This is a genomic window from Paractinoplanes ferrugineus, assembly GCF_016862195.1.
Taxonomy (GTDB): domain Bacteria; phylum Actinomycetota; class Actinomycetes; order Mycobacteriales; family Micromonosporaceae; genus Actinoplanes; species Actinoplanes ferrugineus.
In genome coordinates this window covers 133,398-149,873 of the sequence record NZ_BOMM01000040.1, presented here as the reverse complement: position 1 = coordinate 149,873, position 16,476 = coordinate 133,398, and the positions used below count along the sequence as shown (strand labels likewise).

At 71.5% G+C, this 16,476-nt stretch carries 9 protein-coding genes; 2 read left to right on the top strand and 7 right to left on the bottom strand.

All coding sequences use genetic code 11. The annotated features are described in order from the left end of the window. Nucleotides 1-22: 22 nt before the first annotated feature. The 4 genes from Afe05nite_RS22865 to Afe05nite_RS22850 form a co-directional block, all read right to left on the bottom strand. Nucleotides 23-7,252, bottom strand: a complete 7,230-nt coding sequence (locus Afe05nite_RS22865) for a type I polyketide synthase (RefSeq protein WP_203819204.1) — start codon at nt 7,250-7,252, stop codon at nt 23-25. A 194-nt stretch (nt 7,253-7,446) separates the two neighbouring features. Beyond that, nucleotides 7,447-8,202 carry a helix-turn-helix domain-containing protein gene (locus tag Afe05nite_RS22860; protein WP_203819203.1) on the bottom strand — a complete coding sequence of 252 codons (756 nt, stop codon included), beginning with the start codon at nt 8,200-8,202 and terminating at the stop codon, nt 7,447-7,449. Nucleotides 8,203-8,470: 268 nt separating this feature from the next. Next, on the bottom strand, nt 8,471-9,706 hold the full coding sequence (locus tag Afe05nite_RS22855) for a beta-ketoacyl-[acyl-carrier-protein] synthase family protein (RefSeq protein WP_203819202.1): 1,236 nt from the start codon (nt 9,704-9,706) through the stop codon (nt 8,471-8,473). After that, nucleotides 9,703-9,963: an acyl carrier protein gene (locus Afe05nite_RS22850; protein WP_203819201.1), complete on the bottom strand. Its 261-nt coding sequence runs from the start codon at nt 9,961-9,963 to the stop codon at nt 9,703-9,705. The genes Afe05nite_RS22855 and Afe05nite_RS22850 overlap by 4 nt, the downstream gene beginning before the upstream one ends. A 173-nt stretch (nt 9,964-10,136) precedes the next feature. Between Afe05nite_RS22850 and Afe05nite_RS22845 the strand changes: the two genes are divergently transcribed. Next, on the top strand, nt 10,137-11,879 hold the full coding sequence (locus Afe05nite_RS22845) for an acyl-CoA dehydrogenase family protein (RefSeq protein WP_203819200.1): 1,743 nt from the start codon (nt 10,137-10,139) through the stop codon (nt 11,877-11,879). Between the two features lie 35 nt (nt 11,880-11,914). Here the strand turns inward: Afe05nite_RS22845 and Afe05nite_RS22840 are convergent, their stop codons facing one another. Together Afe05nite_RS22840 and Afe05nite_RS22835 are read right to left on the bottom strand one after the other, a co-directional pair. Next, a complete protein-coding gene (locus tag Afe05nite_RS22840; RefSeq protein WP_203819199.1) occupies nt 11,915-13,171 on the bottom strand; it encodes an MFS transporter in 1,257 nt (418 codons plus the stop codon). 1 nt (nt 13,172) lies between these two features. Next, nucleotides 13,173-14,084 (bottom strand): alpha/beta fold hydrolase, encoded by a 912-nt coding sequence (locus Afe05nite_RS22835; protein WP_203819198.1) that lies wholly within the window; start codon nt 14,082-14,084, stop codon nt 13,173-13,175. Between the two features lie 202 nt (nt 14,085-14,286). Here Afe05nite_RS22835 and Afe05nite_RS22830 point away from each other — a divergent pair, with 202 nt between their 5' ends. Continuing rightward, the gene (locus Afe05nite_RS22830) at nt 14,287-15,465 is read left to right on the top strand and encodes a cytochrome P450 family protein (RefSeq protein WP_203819197.1); all 1,179 of its coding nucleotides are present in this window, start codon (nt 14,287-14,289) and stop codon (nt 15,463-15,465) included. A gap of 9 nt (nt 15,466-15,474) precedes the next feature. Here the strand turns inward: Afe05nite_RS22830 and Afe05nite_RS22825 are convergent, their stop codons facing one another. After that, the gene (locus Afe05nite_RS22825; RefSeq protein WP_203819196.1) at nt 15,475-16,392 is read right to left on the bottom strand and encodes a phosphotransferase enzyme family protein; all 918 of its coding nucleotides are present in this window, start codon (nt 16,390-16,392) and stop codon (nt 15,475-15,477) included. Between the last annotated feature and the right edge of the window lie 84 nt (nt 16,393-16,476).

Here is a 16,476-nt window from a genome sequence, read left to right as displayed (position 1 = left end):
GGCACCCATCGGCTGTGGCGGATCAGGGGTTGCCGAACTCGGCATCGATGAAATTCATCAGCTCGGCGACACTGGCGTGCTCGAGGCCGGCGGTGCCGGTGTCGGCCGGGCGGTCCGGTCGCTCGTCCAGCAGCTCGAGCTGGTCGAGCAGGCCGCGCAGTCGGGCGGTCAGCTCGAGCCGGTCGGCGGTGGCGGTCAACGGGGAGAGCGCCTTGGCCTCGATCCGCCCGTACTCCTCCAGCAGCGGCACGTCGGCGCCGGTGGCGGCGCCCAGATCGAGCTCGGTGAGCAGATGATCGGCCAGCGCGTGGGGCGTCGGGAAGTCGAAGACCAAGGTCGCCGAGAGCCGGATGCCGAGCAGCGCGGCGAACTTGTTGCGCAGCTCGACCGAGGTCAGCGAGTCGAATCCGAGGTCCTTGAGCGCCCGGCCCGGATCGATGCGACCCACCTCGGACTGTCCGATCAGGGCGGCCACGTTGGCGCAGACCACCTCGAGCAACGCGGGCCGGCGTTCGGCAACCGGCAGGGCGGCCAGCCGCTCGGTGAGCGACCCCGCGCCGGTGGCCGCGACCGGCTCCGGCGTGGCCGCGGGCTCGAAACCGACGAGCAGGCGGCTCGGCCGGGAGGCGGTGAAGGCGGGCAGGAAGCGCGGCCAGGCCACGTTGACCACGACGCTCTCGACGGCGCGGGCCGCCACGACCTGCTCGAGAGCCAGGATCGCGCTCGGTACGGCCAGCGGCGCCAGCCCGCGGCGGCGCAGCTCGCGCTCGTCGCGGTCGGTCAGCATGCCGCCGCCCAGCCACGGGCCCCAGGCGATCGCCGTGGCCGGCCGACCGCTCGCGTGCCGCCGCCGGGCCAGGGCGTCCAGCTGGGCGTTGCCGGCCGCGTAGGCCGCCTGCCCGGCCGCACCCCAGGTCCCGGAGATCGACGAGAAGAGCACGAAGTCGTCCAGGTCCGCCAGCAGCTCGTCGAGCACCAACGCGCCCTGCACCTTGGCCGCCGTCTCGGCGGCCAGCGCCTCGGGCCCGAGGTCGGCGATCCGGGTCTCGCTGACCACTCCGGCGGTGTGCACGACGGTGCTCACCGGGGTGCCCTCGGCGGCCAGCCGGTCGATCAGCTCACCGACCGACCGGCGGTCGGTGATGTCGGCCGCCACCAGGAGCGGGTTGGCCCCGGCGGCGACGAGTTCCTCGGTCAGCTGGGCGGCCCCGGGCGCGTCGGCCCCGCGCCGGGAGAGCAGGACGAGCCGGCCGGTGGTGCCGAGCGCGGCCAGCCGCCGGGCTACCTGACCGCCCAGTCCGCCGGTCCCGCCGGTGATCAGAACGGTGCCCTTGGGGGTCCAGGTCTCGGTGCCCGCCGGCGGGGCGGCCACCAGCCGGCGGGCCCATACCGCGCCGTCCCGGATCGCCAGCTGGTCCTCGTCGCCGGCGCCGGACAGGATGCCCGCCAGCAGCCGCGCGCCGGCCGCGTCGACGCCGGCCGGGAGGTCGATCAGGCCGCCCCACCGGCCGGGCAGCTCCAGCGCGGCGACCCGGCCCAGGCCCCAGGCGCCGGCCGCACGCACGTCGGCGGCCGGATCGCCAGTGCCGACGCCGACCGCTCCACTGGTCACGCACCACACCGGCGCGACGTCGCCGACCTCGTGCAGGGCGGCCAGCAAATCCTCGGCGCCGCCCGCGCCGACCAGCACACCGTCCGGCACGGCCCCGGCCGGGACCGGCGAGAGCAGAGCGGTGAGCTGCGGGTCCACGGCGCCCAGGACGAGCCAGTTCCCGGGTACGCGGTCAGCGCCGGCCGCCGTCGCGAGTCGTTCCCACCCGACGGCGAAGCGCCCGGCCGGCTCGATCGCACCGGCCGACTCCAGCTGGGAGCGCTGCACCGAACGGATGATCAGCGACTCCATGGCCAGCACCGGGCGGCCGTCCGGGTCGGTGGCGTAGGCGGCGGCGGAGCCGGTGGCGTCGTCCACCCGGATCCGCATCCGCACCCGCCGCGCGTCGGCCGACAGCAGCGAGACGCCGTTGAACGAGAACGGCAGCCGGACGTCGTCGGCACCGTCGTAGAGCCGGCCGGTGATCGGCAGGGCGTGCAGCGCGGCGTCGAGCAGGGCCGGGTGGATGCCGAAGCCGGTCGGCTGTCCTTCCGGCAGGACCACGTCGGCGAAGAGGTCGTCACCGCGGATCCAGAGGGCTTTGACGCCGTGGAAAGCCGGACCGTACTCGTAACCGCGGGCGGCGAGGTCGGGGTAGAAGCTCGCGCCCGGTACCTCGGTGGCGCCGGCCGGCGGCCAGACCGGTCCGGCCCAGTCGGCGCCGAGTGCACTGGTGTCGGCCCTGCGGGTGCCGAGCAGCCCGGTCGCGTGCAGGGTCCACTCGCCGGCCGGCTCCCGCGTACGGATCTGCAGGTCCTGGCCGTCGCCCTGGTCCGGGGCGATCCACACCTGGAGCTCGCGGGCCCGGCCGGCGGGGAAGACCATCGGAGCGCGCAGGACCAGTTCCTCGACCGTACCGGCGCCGACGGCCCGGCCCGCCTCGACCGCCAGCTCCACGAAGCCGGTGCCGGGCAGCAGGATCGTGTCCATGACCACGTGATGCGACAGCCACGGGTCGGTGCCCGGGGTGAGCTTGCCGGAGAGCAGGACGCCACCGGTGCCGGGCAGGTCGGTGCGCTGGGTGAGCATCGGATGGGTCTGCGGATCGGACCCGTACGCTGCCCCGGACACGTCCGGCCCGCCGAGCCAGTAGCGCTGGTGCTGGAAGGGGTAGCCGGGCAGCGGCGTCGGGCCACCCGCCGGGACGATCCGCCGCCAGTCGACGGGGAGGCCGGCGGCCGCGGTGAGGATCGCCGGGGTCTCGTCCTGGTTGCGGCGGGTCGAGGGGATGCCGTTGTCGACCAACGGGGTGAGGGTGGCGCCGGGCCCGATCTCGAGCAGGACGTCGACCTCGGGCAGGTTGGTCACGGCCCGGTGGAAGAGCACGGCGTTGCGGGCGTGGTCGGTCCAGTAGGCCGCGGTGGTGATCGGGTGGCCGGTGTCGGCCGACGAACTGATCGCGATGGTGGGCCGGTGGAAGGTGAGGGTGTCCAGCTCGGCGGCGAAGGCGGCGAGCATCGGCTCCATGAGCGGGGAATGGAAGGCATGGCTGACGCGGAGCACGGTGGCGCGGTGGCCGCGGTCCTTCCAGCCGGCGACGGCGGCGCCGACCTCGGCCTCGGGGCCGGAGACGACCACGGATCGGGGGCCGTTGATCGCGGCGATCGCCATGCCGCCGCCGACCTCGACCTCGGCGGCGGGGGCGTCGACGGCGGCCATGGCCCCGCCGGCCGGCAGAGCGCCCATGAGCCGTCCGCGGGTGACGGCCAGCCGGGCGGCGTCGGGCAGGGTGAGCACGCCGGCGATGTGGGCGACGGCGATCTCACCGACGGAGTGCCCGGCCAGGGCGGCGAAGGTGAGACCCCAGGACTGCCAGAGCCGGGCCAGGGCGACCTGGAAGGCGAACAGGGCGGGCTGGGTGTACTCGGTCCGGTCGATCAGTGCCGGGCCGCCGGACCACATGACCTCGCGCAGGGGCCGGCCGAGCAGCGGGTCGAGGTGGGCGCAGGCCTCGTCGAGGGCGGCCGCGAAGACCGGGAAGTCGGCCGCCAGCTGCCGGCCCATGCCGAGGTGCTGGGCACCCTGGCCGGAGAAGACGGCGGCCACCCGGGTGGCGACGGGGACCGGGGTCACCGTGGTGAGGGCGGTGCGGATCTGCTCGCGGTCCCCGGAGACGACGGCGCGGTGGGCGAAGACGGCGCGGTGCGCCAGGGTCCCGGCGACGTCGCCCAGGGGCAGGTCGGGGTGGGCGGTGAGGTGCCGGTGCAGGGCCAGCGCGTGGTCCCGGACGGCCTCCGGGCTCTTGCCGGACAGGATCAGCGGGGTGACGCCGCCGAGCTCGGCCGCCGGCGGCCCGGCGACGAACTCCTCGAGGATCACGTGCGCGTTCGTGCCGCTGATCCCGAAGGAGGACACCCCGGCGCGGCGCGGGTGCTCGTCGTTCGGCCACTCGCGGTTCTCGGCCAGCAGCTCGATGGTCCCGGCCGACCAGTCGACCTCGGGCGTCGGATTCTCGGCGTGCAGGCTGCGGGGCATCACCCCGTGCCGCATCGCCTCGACCATCTTGATCACGCCGGCGATGCCGGACGCGGACTGGGTGTGCCCGATGTTCGATTTCACCGAGCCCAGCCGGATCGGCCGGTCCGCCGGCCGGCCGCGCCCGTACGTGGCGATCAGGGCCTGCGCCTCGATCGGGTCGCCGACCTTGGTGCCGGTGCCGTGGGCCTCGATGACGTCCACGTCCACCGGTCCGAGCCCGGCGTCGCGCAGCGCGGCCCGGATCACCCGCTGCTGGGCCGGGCCACTCGGCGCGGTCATCCCGTTCGACGCACCGTCCTGGTTGATCGCCGAACCGCGCACGAGCGCGAGGACCGGGTGGCCGAGGCGTTGCGCGTCCGACAGCCGCTCGGCCACGAGGACCGCGACGCCCTCGGCCATGCCGAAGCCGTCGGCCGCGGCCGAGAACGGCTTGGAACGGCCGTCCGCCGCGAGCCCGCGCAGCCGGCTGAACTCGATGAACAGGCCGGGCTCGGCCATCACTGTGGCCCCGCCGACCAGGGCCAGGTCACTCTCGCCCCGCTGCAGGGACTGGGCGGCCAGGTGGAGCGCCACCAGCGAGGATGAGCAGGCCGTGTCCAGGGTGAGGGCCGGCCCCTCCAGCCCCAGGACGTACGCGACCCGGCCGGAGGCGACGCTGGCCAGCGTGCCGGTCACCACGTAGCCCTCCAGTTCGGGCTGCGCCTGGTGCGGCGGGCTGCCGTAGGGCAGGTTCATGATGCCGGTGAAGACGCCGGTCCGGCTGCCACGCAGGGCGGTGCCGTCGATACCGCCGTCCTCCAGGGCCGCCCAGGTGGTCTCCAGCAGCAGCCGCTGCTGCGGGTCCATCGCCAGCGCCTCGCGCGGCGAGATGCCGAAGAAGTCGGCGTCGAAGCCGGCCACGTCCTCGAGCATGCCGGCCTCGCGCGGATAGAAAGTGCCGGCCGTGGCGGCGTCCGGATCGTAGAGCGCGCCCAGGTCCCAGCCCCGGTCGCCGGGGAAGGCGGTGATGCCGTCGCGGCCGTCGTGCACCATCCGCCACAGATCGGCGGGGGAGTCGACCCGGCCGGGGAAGCGGCAGGCCATGCCGACGATGGCGATCGGCTCCCGCGGGTCCGGCGGGCCGTCGGTCGGGCCGCCGGTGTCCTCCTGCTCGGTGCCGCCGAAGAAGGCCCGGACGACCTCCGCGGCGACCGCCCGCGGGGTGGGGTGGTCGAAGAGCAGCGTGACGCTCAGCCGGAGCCCGGTGAGCTCGTTCAGCCGGTTGCGCAGGGCGAGCGCGCCGACCGAGTCGACTCCCAGCGACCGGAAGTCCTGGTCCGCACCCTCGCCGGCCGGTAGCAGACCGCTGACGAGCCGGACGACCTCTTCGAGGCGCGCGTCGGGGTTCAGGGGCAGCAGCCGGTCACGCAGGCTGTCGCCGTCGTCGCCGGTGGTGTCCCGGTCGGGCCGGTAGGCCGGCAAGGGGATCTTCCGGGCGCCGGACAGGACCGTCGACCAGTCCGGGGCCGCGCCGTTCAGATGTGACTCGGCCAGGGCCCGGACGTACCGGTCGTAGCCCGCGTCGTCGCGCCGCATGGTGTCGAGCACGACCGCTTCCCGGCCGGCCCGGGCCGCGGTCTCGGTGATGGACATGGCCAGCACGGGGTGGGGACTCATCTCGATGAACAAGCGGTGCCCCGAGCCCAGCAGGGTCTCGGTGACCCGCTGGAACTCGGCGGTGTCGCGCAGGCTGGCGAACCAGTGCTCGGCATCCAGCACGGCGGTGTCCAGCGGCTCGGGCGCGGTGGAGCTGTGCACCGGCACGGTGCTGGCCCGCGGCCGGATGGGGGCCACCTCGCCGATCAGGTACTCGTGGATCGGCTCCATGTGCCGCGTGTGTCCGGCGATGTTGATCGGCAGGATCCGGGCCCGGTCGCCGCGTTCCCGCAGCCGGGCAACCAGCTCGGCGGCGGCCTCGCCGGGCCCGGCGACCACCGTGGAGCTCGGACCGTTGACGACGGCGATCTCGAGGTCGAGACCCCACTCGGCGATCAGCGCGCCCAGCCGGTCGGCCGGCAGGGCGACGGCGACCATGTCGCCGTTGCCCTGCAGCCGGGCGAGGGCCTGGCTGACGGCGGCCACCAGACGGCAACCGTCCGCCAGGGACAACCCGCCGGCGGCGGTCACCGCGGCGATCTCGCCGAAGCTGTGCCCGACGACGGCGGCGGGGGTGATCCCGTTCGACTGCCACAGCCGGGTCAGCGCCACCATCACGGCGAACAGGGCGGGCTGGATCACCTCGACCCGGTCCATCGGCACGGCGCCGCTTAGCGCGTCGGCGAGTTCGAAGTCGACGTACGGGCGTAGCTCGCGGGCGCACTCCGCGAGCGCGTCGGCGAAGACCGGAGCGGTGGCGGCCAGTTCGGTGGCCATCCCGGCCCACTGCGCACCCTGTCCCGGATAGACGAACACCGGGCCGGGTCCGGGGTCGGTGGCACCGCGGACGAGTCCTTCGCCGGGGACACCCGTCGCCAGCCGCTCGAGCGCGGCGACGACGGCCGCCCGCTCCGATGCGGCGATCACCGCGCGCTGCGGCCAGATCGTCCGGGTCATGGCGAGCGTGTAGGCGGTGTCGGCGATCGACGCCTGCGGCGTCCGCTCGAGATAGGTGGCCAGCTCCTTGGCGTACGCGCGGAATCCCGCCTCGGTGCGGCCGGAGACCAGCAGCGGCGCCGTGAACGGCAACTCGGCACCCGGCGCACTCGCCTTCGCCGAGAGCCGCGAGATCGTCGACCGGTCGGCCGGTAGCGGGCCGTAGCCGTCGTCAGCGGAAGAACCGAGCGCCAGCGCGACGGCCGGGTGGTCCGGGCCTTGCGGCACGACGACCAGAGCGGCCGTCTCTTCGAGGAGACACGCTTCGGCGGCGGCGAAGGGGTCGTCGGCGGAATGGACCAGCACACCCTCGATGCCGTCGAGGTCGGGGACCGCGACCGTGGTGAGGACCACGATCGGCTGCGCGGCCGACGCGATGGCCCCCGCGTCCTCGATCGCGCTCCAGACGGCGGCGGCGGGCGGGATCGGGCCCGTGGCCGGACGGTGGCCGATGCCGACGACGAGGACGACGCGGTGAACACCTTGGGTCATGGGCGAATATCCCTTGGAGGTAAAGGCTCGACAGGCAAAATCAGCCTGCGGATCTGGAGTCCCAGCAAACAAGCAACGGGCAGGCACAGCCACCCCTGGAGACCCCTAGCGCCCCCCTACCGCGTTCGCGCCTGTCGGGTAGGGGCGCAGGGTGGTCGAGCGGCAATCCGGGGGATCCGTGCCGGCCCGGTCTGCTAGGCCTTCGTGATGCTGCCGCCGGCGGCGATGAGGGTGCGAATGGTCTCGGCCCGCCTGGCGGGCTCCGCCGGAACCGCGGTCGACAAGGCGCCGCAGGCGTGTGCCGTCGCATCGCGTATCACCACGGCGGCCGCGACCATGTCTCCGACCCGGCACGTGGAATAACCCTGCTGTACGGACCTCAGCAGGTCCGCGTCCGACCAGGCCTGTGCCGAGGCGAGCCGAGCGGTGTCGGGGATCCGGAGGACGGGCTCGGTGGGCCGGAAGCGCCACGAAGCCAGGGCGATCTTCGACGCCGCGGCGATGCAGGCCGGCCAGGGCTGGTCCAGCGCGAGGTCGTTGTCCATGACCCGGCGTTCCCGCCTGGTGTCGAAGTGGGTCACGCTCTGCTCGGTGAAGACCGACAGCAGAACCGGCTCCGGCAGGCTCGTCGGAAGGCGCTGGGCTGAGGCGAGCAGGTGATAGGCGACCGCGGTGTCCTCGGAGAGCCGCGCGTTGAGTGCCGCGATGCTGCGTCCGAGGCTGTAGGCGCTGCCGTTGCGATCGAGCATGCCCCAGTCGAGCAACTCGCCGATCAGCCGATGTGCCGTGGTCTTGGGCAGACCCGTACGGCGGGCGATGTCGGACAACGCGTAGCTCGCGCCGGGCTCGTCGAAGCAGTTGAGGATGCGGATCCCGCGGGACAGCATGGTGGGCCGCTCGGGCGAAGCGAGCACCGAGCCGACCGCCTGGCCACCTGTTCGACTCCGCACCGGCATGGTGTCGCCCCGAACTTTTCGACTTGGACCAGAAGGCCGGAGGTCAGTGGTCGTCACCGAGCATCCTTCCGAAGGCCGGCGGGCGGCAGCCGGGCGTCATCTGCGTGGCAGATGATTCCACCGGTTTGTCGAGGATTACCAGACGAACCCGAGACTTTAGGGGGGCCGGTGGCCGCTTCCATCGGGGTTGAGGGGGGACCGCGGACAGCCCGCCGAACGCTCGGTGAGCGGGGGACGGGCTGACGGTTGCCGCCTCTTCCGGTCAGGGCTCGGAGAAGCACAGACTGACGTTCTGGCCTCCGAACCCGAAGGCGTTGACCAGAGAGACCTGCTTACGGTCGACGGACAGGTACCGGGGACTACCGTGCACGATGTCCAGTTCGACGCCGGGGTCGGATTCGTGGAAGCCCAGGACCGGCGCGACCACGCGCTCCTGCAGGCCGCAGCAGGCCAGCACCGCGGCGAGGGCTCCGGACGCGCCGATCGTGTGGCCGATCGCGCTCTTGGTGGCGGTGACCGCGATTCCGCCGGTGTGTGCCCCGAACAGCCGGGTGATCGCGGTGGATTCCGCCGCGTCACCGACCGGCGTGCCGGTGCAGTGCGCGCTGATCGCGGTCACCTCGTGCCGGCCGACACCGGCACGCTCCAGCGCCTTACGCATGGCGGAGGAGGCCGCCACTCCGCCGGGGTGGGGTGCGACAAGGTGGTGGCCGTCCGAGGTGGCACCGAAGCCACGCAACATCGCCATCGGCTTGGCCTGCCGGCTCCGGGCGAAGTCCAGTGCTTCGAGCACCAGCACGCCGGCCCCCTCGCCCATGACGAAACCATCCCGCCGACGGTCGAGCGGCCGGCTGGCGAGATGCGGTTCGCCGATGTTCCCGGACAGCGCCCGCATGGCCTGGAACCCCGCGAGCATGACCGGGTGCAGGGGTGCGTCGGCACCCCCGACGACCACGACATCGGCCTCGCCGGAGACGATGAGTCGATAACCCAGAGCGATCGCGTCGGACGCCGAGGCGCAGGCGCTGTTCGGAGCGTAGGACCCGCCCCGGGCACCGAGCTCGATGGCGATGTTCACGGCTTGGGCGTTGACCATCGTGCGGGGTATGGATGCCGCGGTGAGAGCGAAGCTTCCCTTGGCGGCGAAGTCCTCGACTATCCGCATCAGCGACAGATATCCGGGGAAGGCGCCGGAGACGGCGACCGCCAGACGTTCCGGGTCGACCGCCGGAGCCCCGGCCATCGCCCATGCGCCGCGCGCGGCGTGCATGGCGAAGGCGGTCGCCCGGTCCCACTTGCGCTGCTCCAGCCGGGTCGCCCCGATCGCTGATCCGTCGCCGATCGCGGCCTGCAGCGTCGGCCGGGCACCGGCGACGTCCGTCCCCGGCCGGACCTGGATGCCGCATCTGCCGGCGACCAGGGCGTCATGGGATGCGGCGGCGTCATCGCCGATCGCGCTGATGGCTCCGACCCCGGTGACGACGACCTCGACAGTCACGCATCCTCTTTGATCGGGGTTCCGGTGAGCAGGAGGAACATGTCGCGGCCACTGTCGATCTTCTGGAGCATCGAGTCGTCGACCCGGGTCTGAAGCCGCCCCTCGAGGATCGTCATGACCTCGAGGCGGGACAGCGAATCGATTTTCAGGTCGCTGAACCTCGAGTCGAACCCCACGCCGTCGGGGATTTCCCCGAGGACCTCCAGCAGGGCTTCCTCGAACATCTTCGTGAATGTCTCCTCGGTCAACGAAATCATCCTCAGCTCCTCCTGGGTCCGATGAGAACGCCGACGGTAACAATGTTCATACCCGCCGACCCGGGCGTTCCGTGTGGCGGAACACCGGTGCCGAGGACAGCCCGCGGATGGAGTATTTCGGCTCATGGCACGCGACGGCGACGTAACGCGTGTATGGAGAGGCGAGGGTGGACATGCCGGAATCCGTTGTGCGCCGGGGCGGTATCGGTCTTCGGGCGGAGCAGCTCGAGCTCGGCCTGGGCGACCCGAACGACACGGCCAACATATTCAACTACCGGCAGCAGGTCGAGTGCGACGAGGCTTCGGAATTGCCGGAGCAGGCGATGTCGTTGATGCGGAAATTCGGTTTTCCGGCGTTCATGATCCCGGCGAGTCTCGGCGGTGCGCTGGACCGGCCCGAGGATGTCCTGTGGGCGGGCCGGGTCGCGGCCCGCCGTGACCTGACGGTGACCCTGTCGTTCGGCAGCACCCTGCTGGCGGCCATGCCGGTGTGGCTCTGGGGTACCGCCGAGCAGCGCACCCGGCTCGCTCAGGCGCTGGTCAGTGGCTCGCTCGGCGGATTCGCCATCTCCGAGGCCGAGCACGGCAGCGATCTCATGGCGTCGGACGCGGTTCTGGTGAGCAGCGCCGGGAAAGTCTTTCTGAGTGGTGCGAAGTGGCCCATCGGGAATGCGACCCGAGGTGACTTCATCACGGTGCTGGCCAGGTCCCCCGGCGCGAGCGGTGACGGGTTCTCGATCGTCTGCCTGTTCAAGGCGGACCTGCCGGCCGACGGCTGGACGAATATTCCCGCTGTGCGGCTGCACGGTCTGCGTGGCTTCGATCTGTCCGGCGTGAAGTTCAGCGACTGCGAGATCCCGCCGTCGGCCCAGATCGGCCGGGACGGCCTGAAACAGACGATGAAGACGCTTCAGGTGACGCGGACGATGCTGGCCACATTTTCCCTCGGCAGCGGGGACAGTGCACTGCGCCTGGCGCTCGCCCATCTTCGATCGCGTGAGCTCTATGCGAAGACGGCATACGACATCCCCCCGATTCGCCGGCAGTTGGTCGGTTCCTATCTCGACCTTCTGATCGCCGAATGTGTCGCCCGTCCGGCCTTCCGGGCGATGTCCGCGTTGCCCGGAAGACTCAGCCTGTGGTCGGCGATTTCGAAGTACCTGGTTCCCACGTTGGTCGAGGACGTCATGGCCGATGTCGGCGAGATCCTCGGCGCTCGCAAATTCATGCGGGAAGGCCCTTGGTACGGAATGTTCCAGAAGTTACTCCGAGACAACTCGGTGGTCAGCGTCTTCGACGGCACCACCCATGTCTGCGTTCGCGCGATCGCCGCCCAGCTGTCGGTGGTCCTGGAGCGCTCGCCCAAGGGCATCGACGAGGCGGGGGACGCCATGGCCGCGGTGTTCTCGTTCTCGAAAGGTGCCGTGCGATGGGAACCGGACGGTGAGAAACTCCAGCTGACCAACCGGGGCGTCGACGAGGTCGGTCAGAACTGGCGGCACGCCGTCACGATGCTGGGGGCCGGCTCCTCCGCGGCCGTGACGAGCACCACCGCAGCGGCGATCGAGCTCCTGGTCCGGGAGCTCGACGAGGAATGGGGCGCGCTCAGAAAACGGGTGGCGGGCCTTCGCGCCGCCGACCCCGCCTTCGCCTCCTCGGCCGAGATGGACGACGCGTCACGGATGTTCAGCCTGTTGTGGGCGGCTTCCGCCTGCCTGCAGACCTGGCTGGTCAATCGCGAGGAGACCGGCGGTGACTTCGGTGCCGGGGACTGGCTGCTGGGCTGTCTGCAGCGCATCATGCACCGGATCAGGCCGTTCGACCACGTCCAGGGGTTGGCGGCGGAGGCCGACATGCTGCGTCGCTACGACGAGGGCCTGATGTTCTCCCTGGAGGACTTCCCGATCGCCCGGTGAGACCGGCCATGTCCCGGCTCACCCAGGGATGGAAGTCATCGAACGCGGTCGCTGATGTAGCGGACGGTCAGGGCGCCGAGCAGAGCGGCGATCATCATCGTGACGAAGCCCGGCCGGAAGGAGCCCGTCAGGGCGACCAGCCCACCGGCCACGGCCGGTCCGAGGACGTTCGGCAGCGTACTCGCGACGTTGATCAGACCGAGGTCGCCACCCGTCCGGCTCTCGCTGGGCAGAACCGCGGTCACCAGGGCCTGGTCGATGGCGAGATAGGTGCCGAAGGCCAGCCCGAGGAGGCCGGCGCACACATAGACAGCCGCGAGGGTGGCCGACAGGAACAGGATGAGACCGACCGGGACGATCATCAGGCTGGAGATCACCACGAAGATCTTGAGCCGGCCGAGCCGGTCGGCCAGATAGCCACTGCAGGCGGCCGAGAGCAGAGTGGCGGCCCCGTTGACCGCTGAAAGGGGCACCAGCGCGGCGGTCGCATCGGCCAAGGAGCCGTCCCCGACGCGGACGTAGTCGCGCAGCGTGTAAAGCAGAAAGCCGAGCACCACCTGGGTCCCGAACAGGACCAGGAAGCGGCCCAGCGCCGCGAGGTAGAAATCGCGCGCACCGGTGAACGAGGGCAGTCCCCATCGCCGGGCCGGAGCTGGTGGCGGCTCAGGCAGCTCGTGGTGGGTCTCGGGGGCGAGCGCGGCGAACAGGATCATGGTGAGCACGTAAACGGCGCCCACGGCCAGATAGCCGAACAGGATGCTGCTCAGACCGCCGAGGACGAGGCCGGCCAGGAGCCCTGATACCTGGGAGAGACCGAGCAACCCGGACATGGTCGCGCGCTTCGCGGCCGGAACCCGCTCGGGCAGGGCCGTGGACAGGTTCACCGAGGCGGCGTTGAGAGGAAAGGCCGCCAGGCACCACAGCAGGGTGATCAGGACGACGTTGCCGGCCAGTGCGGTCGCCACCACGAACGGAATGATCGCGAACGCCGAACCGAGGACCCAGATATTACGGCGGCGGGGGCGCCCTCGCCGGCCACGATCGCTGAGGGCTCCGAAGATCGGCTGAGTCACGACGGTCGGGATCGAAGTCACGGCGAGCACCAGGCCCAGGACGCCGGCGGCATCGGTGTCGGAGTAGTGCATGGCCACCTGACGGCCGAGCAGGACCGAGGTGACGCCGCCGATCAACGTGAATGTCGCAAAGGCCGACAGCGGGAGCAGGAACCAGATCCGGCGGGACGCCGCCGGGTCGGCGGCTACGCCCGGCCCGGACGCGACGGGCGCGACCACGTCAGAGACTGGCGTCGACGGCGAGGGCGCGGCTGGGTTGTTCGATCGGCGTGAGGAAGTCCAGTCCCTGCAGCGATTCGCCGGAGAAGAACCGGCGTAGCGTCTCGGCCCAGTCCGCTCCGCGCTCCTGGAAGGCCAGGTGGTCGGTCTCCCGGATCGTGGTGAACAGAGCACCGTCGATCTCGGCGGCGAGGGCGCGGGCATCGTCCGGTACCGCGATCGTGTCGTGCTCGCCGGTCAGGCACAGAGTGCGGACCCCGGAGATGCCGCCCGGCCGGGTCGGCAGGTGTTCCACGGCGCGCCGGCTCAGGTTGAGGTACCGCGGCAGTTCCTCGATCGGGACGTTGGTGAACTTCGCCATCAGGGCCCGGTGGAGCAGCTCCCGGTTGCGAACGGTCACCTCCGGGTCCTGGCACATGAAGAGCCCGACCGTTCCGCGGGCCCATTCCATCACGTTCCCCGACTCGAGGAACTGCATGCCGTCGACCATGGTCCGGCGCACGTCCGGCGGGAAATCCGCGGCGGCACCGCTCAGCACCAGGTTGCTGATCCGCTCGGGGGACTTCTGGGCGAACAGGTGGGCCGGGCCGAACCCATAACTGATCGCGACCAGGTTGACCCGTTCGAGCCCCAGCTCGTCCAGGGCGTGGCCGAGCGCGCCGGCGTGGACGTCGTAGCCCTCGTCGGCCGGCACCGGGTCGGTGGTGTGCGAGCCGGGCAGATCCAGGCTGATCGTGGTCGCCACGTGGTTCCAGTACTTGTCGAACCGGCGCCAGGTGTAGACGTCCTGGTACGCGCCGCACAGCACGAGAATAGGATCGATATCCGGGTTCTCGCACCACGAGATCCGGCAGGTGTACCGCAGCCCCTGGTACGTCAGTTCCCTGATCTCTTCCCGTGCCGCAACTGTCATTACCACTCCTGTATGGCCGGTCTCCGGCGCTTCTGGCATCCGGGCTGGAAAGACGTGAGGTCGATATTCGGCCGGGGCCGCGTCTTTTCCAATCCCCTATCACCCCCTATTTGCGGCCACGATGACCGGAATCGTTGCGGGTACGCCGGCCGGGTCGCTTGAATGAGCTCTCGACATCCGCCGCCGGACAGGACGACGAACAATGGCAGTCATCGAGCTCGCGGCTCTCGGGCCGGACTTCATCGAGAACCCATTCCCGTATTACGCGAAGTGGCGCGCGGACGGTCCGGTCCACGAGCTGCGCGCCGGGGACGGCGGCCGCAGCTGGATCGTCGTGGACTACGGCGAAGGCCGCAGCGCGCTGGCCGATCCGCGGCTGTCGAAATCTCGGAGCACCGCGGGACTGGCCGAGCGTTTCGTCGACGGGCACCTGCTGGTGGTCGATCCGCCGGATCACACCCGGCTGCGGCGGCTGGTCGGTCGTGACTTCACCCCCCACCGGGTCGAGGCGCTCGGCCCCCGGATCCAGCAGCTGGTCGACGGCCTGCTCGATGCGGCCATGCCGGAGGGCCGCGCCGATCTCGTGGATGCGCTCGCGTTTCCGCTGTCGATGACGATCCTGTGTGATCTGCTGGGCGTCCCGGAGTCGGACAGCGAGGACTTCCGGCGCTGGACGATCGACATGCTGGCGCCGGCCGACCCGGCGGTGGCCATGGCCGGCAGCCGAGCCCTGCACGACTACCTCGGCCGGTTGATCGAGAGCCGGCGGGGTGCGGCCGAGGGGCCCGATCTGGTCTCCGCCCTCTTGCGCACCGCCGAGCAGGACCGGGACCGGCTGTCGGAGAGCGAGGTCCGCGCGATGGCGTTCCTGCTCGTCCTCGCCGGGCACGAGACAAGCGTGAACATGGTCGCCAACGGCATCCGGGCGCTGCTGGCCCATCCGGACCAGCTCGCCCTGCTGCGCTCCGACATGTCCCTGCTCGACTCGGCGATCGAGGAGATGCTGCGCTTCGAGGGGTCGGTGGAGACCAGCACCAAACGGTATGCGAGGGAGCCGGTCGAGCTCGGCGGCGTGTCCGTTCCGGCCGGCGGGCTGGTCGTGGTCAGCCTGCTGTCGGCGAACCGGGACGACCGCCGGTTCGAGGACGCCGACCGCTTCGACATCACCCGCGCGTCGGGCGGTGCCGGCCGCCATCTCGCCTTCGGGCACGGCATCCATTTCTGTCTCGGCGCGCCGCTCGCCCGGCTGGAGGCCCGGATCACGATCGGGACGCTGCTGCGGCGCTGCCCCGACCTGCGGCTCGACCCGGACGCCGAGCCGTTGCGGTTCTTCCCCGGTCTGGTGATGCGCGGCGTCCGGCACCTGCCTGTGCGCTGGTGAGTGACCGGCTCAGCGAAGGAAGTGGTCCGGGGCCAGCGCCTCGGCGGCAAGGTAGCGCCCCCGGGCCAGCTGCACGATCTCGGCGTTGGTGTACGAGCTGTCGCCCAGCTCGATGCCGAACGCGTCCCGGCTCGCGAAGATCCAGCCCTCGATCGCCGCCCTGATCTTCATCATCTCCGGGAGGTAGGCGAACTCGGCCGCCTTGACCGGTGCCGCGCTCAGATACGCGGCGAGAAGCGGCTCCGGGTCGACCCCCGCGCCCAGGGTGCTGAGCAGGATGCCCAGATCGAAGACGTACGGGGCGTGCAGCACCTCGGCCCAGTCGATGAGCCCGGTCGCCTCCGGACCTACCCGGAAGTCGTTGATCTGCGGGTCGCCGTGAATAAGCCCGGTCGACAGGTCGGCCGGCATCGCGGCGAAGCCGGCCTCGATGGCCGCCGGGATCCACGCGTTGTCGCCGACCAGGAACGGTTGTTCCATGGTGAGCCAGTCCCGCTGCGTGAACACCGAGGTCTCCGGGGTCTCGGGGACGTCCGACAGGGCGGTGTGGACACGGCCCAGCACCCGGCCGGCCAGCGCCAGGTCGTCGTGGTCGGCGGCCGAGGCGGAGCGGCCCGGCACGTACCGCAGGAGAACCCAGGTCCAGTCGTCGGCGTCGGCGGCGACGTCCCCGCCGGTCGTCCGGTACGGCGCGCCGGCCGGGATGCCGGCCGCCTCGACGATCTCGGCGGCCTCGAGACCGGGCCGCAGCCGGGTCGGCAGATGCTCCGGTACGGCCTTGAGGACCGCTCGTTCGCCGTCTCGCTCCAGCAGCCAGACCCGCGAATTCCACCCGGCGTGCCAGTCCTGCTCGGGCCAGGACACCACGGTGAAGTCCTCGGCGCCCCACGGCTGCAGGGGTAGCGACTCCGGTGACGGCTGCGACATGTGATCCACTCCCGACGGTTCCGGTAAATGGCACCGAGTATCCGCTTCCGGGACTGTGTCCGCTATGCCGGCGGCCCGACCTAG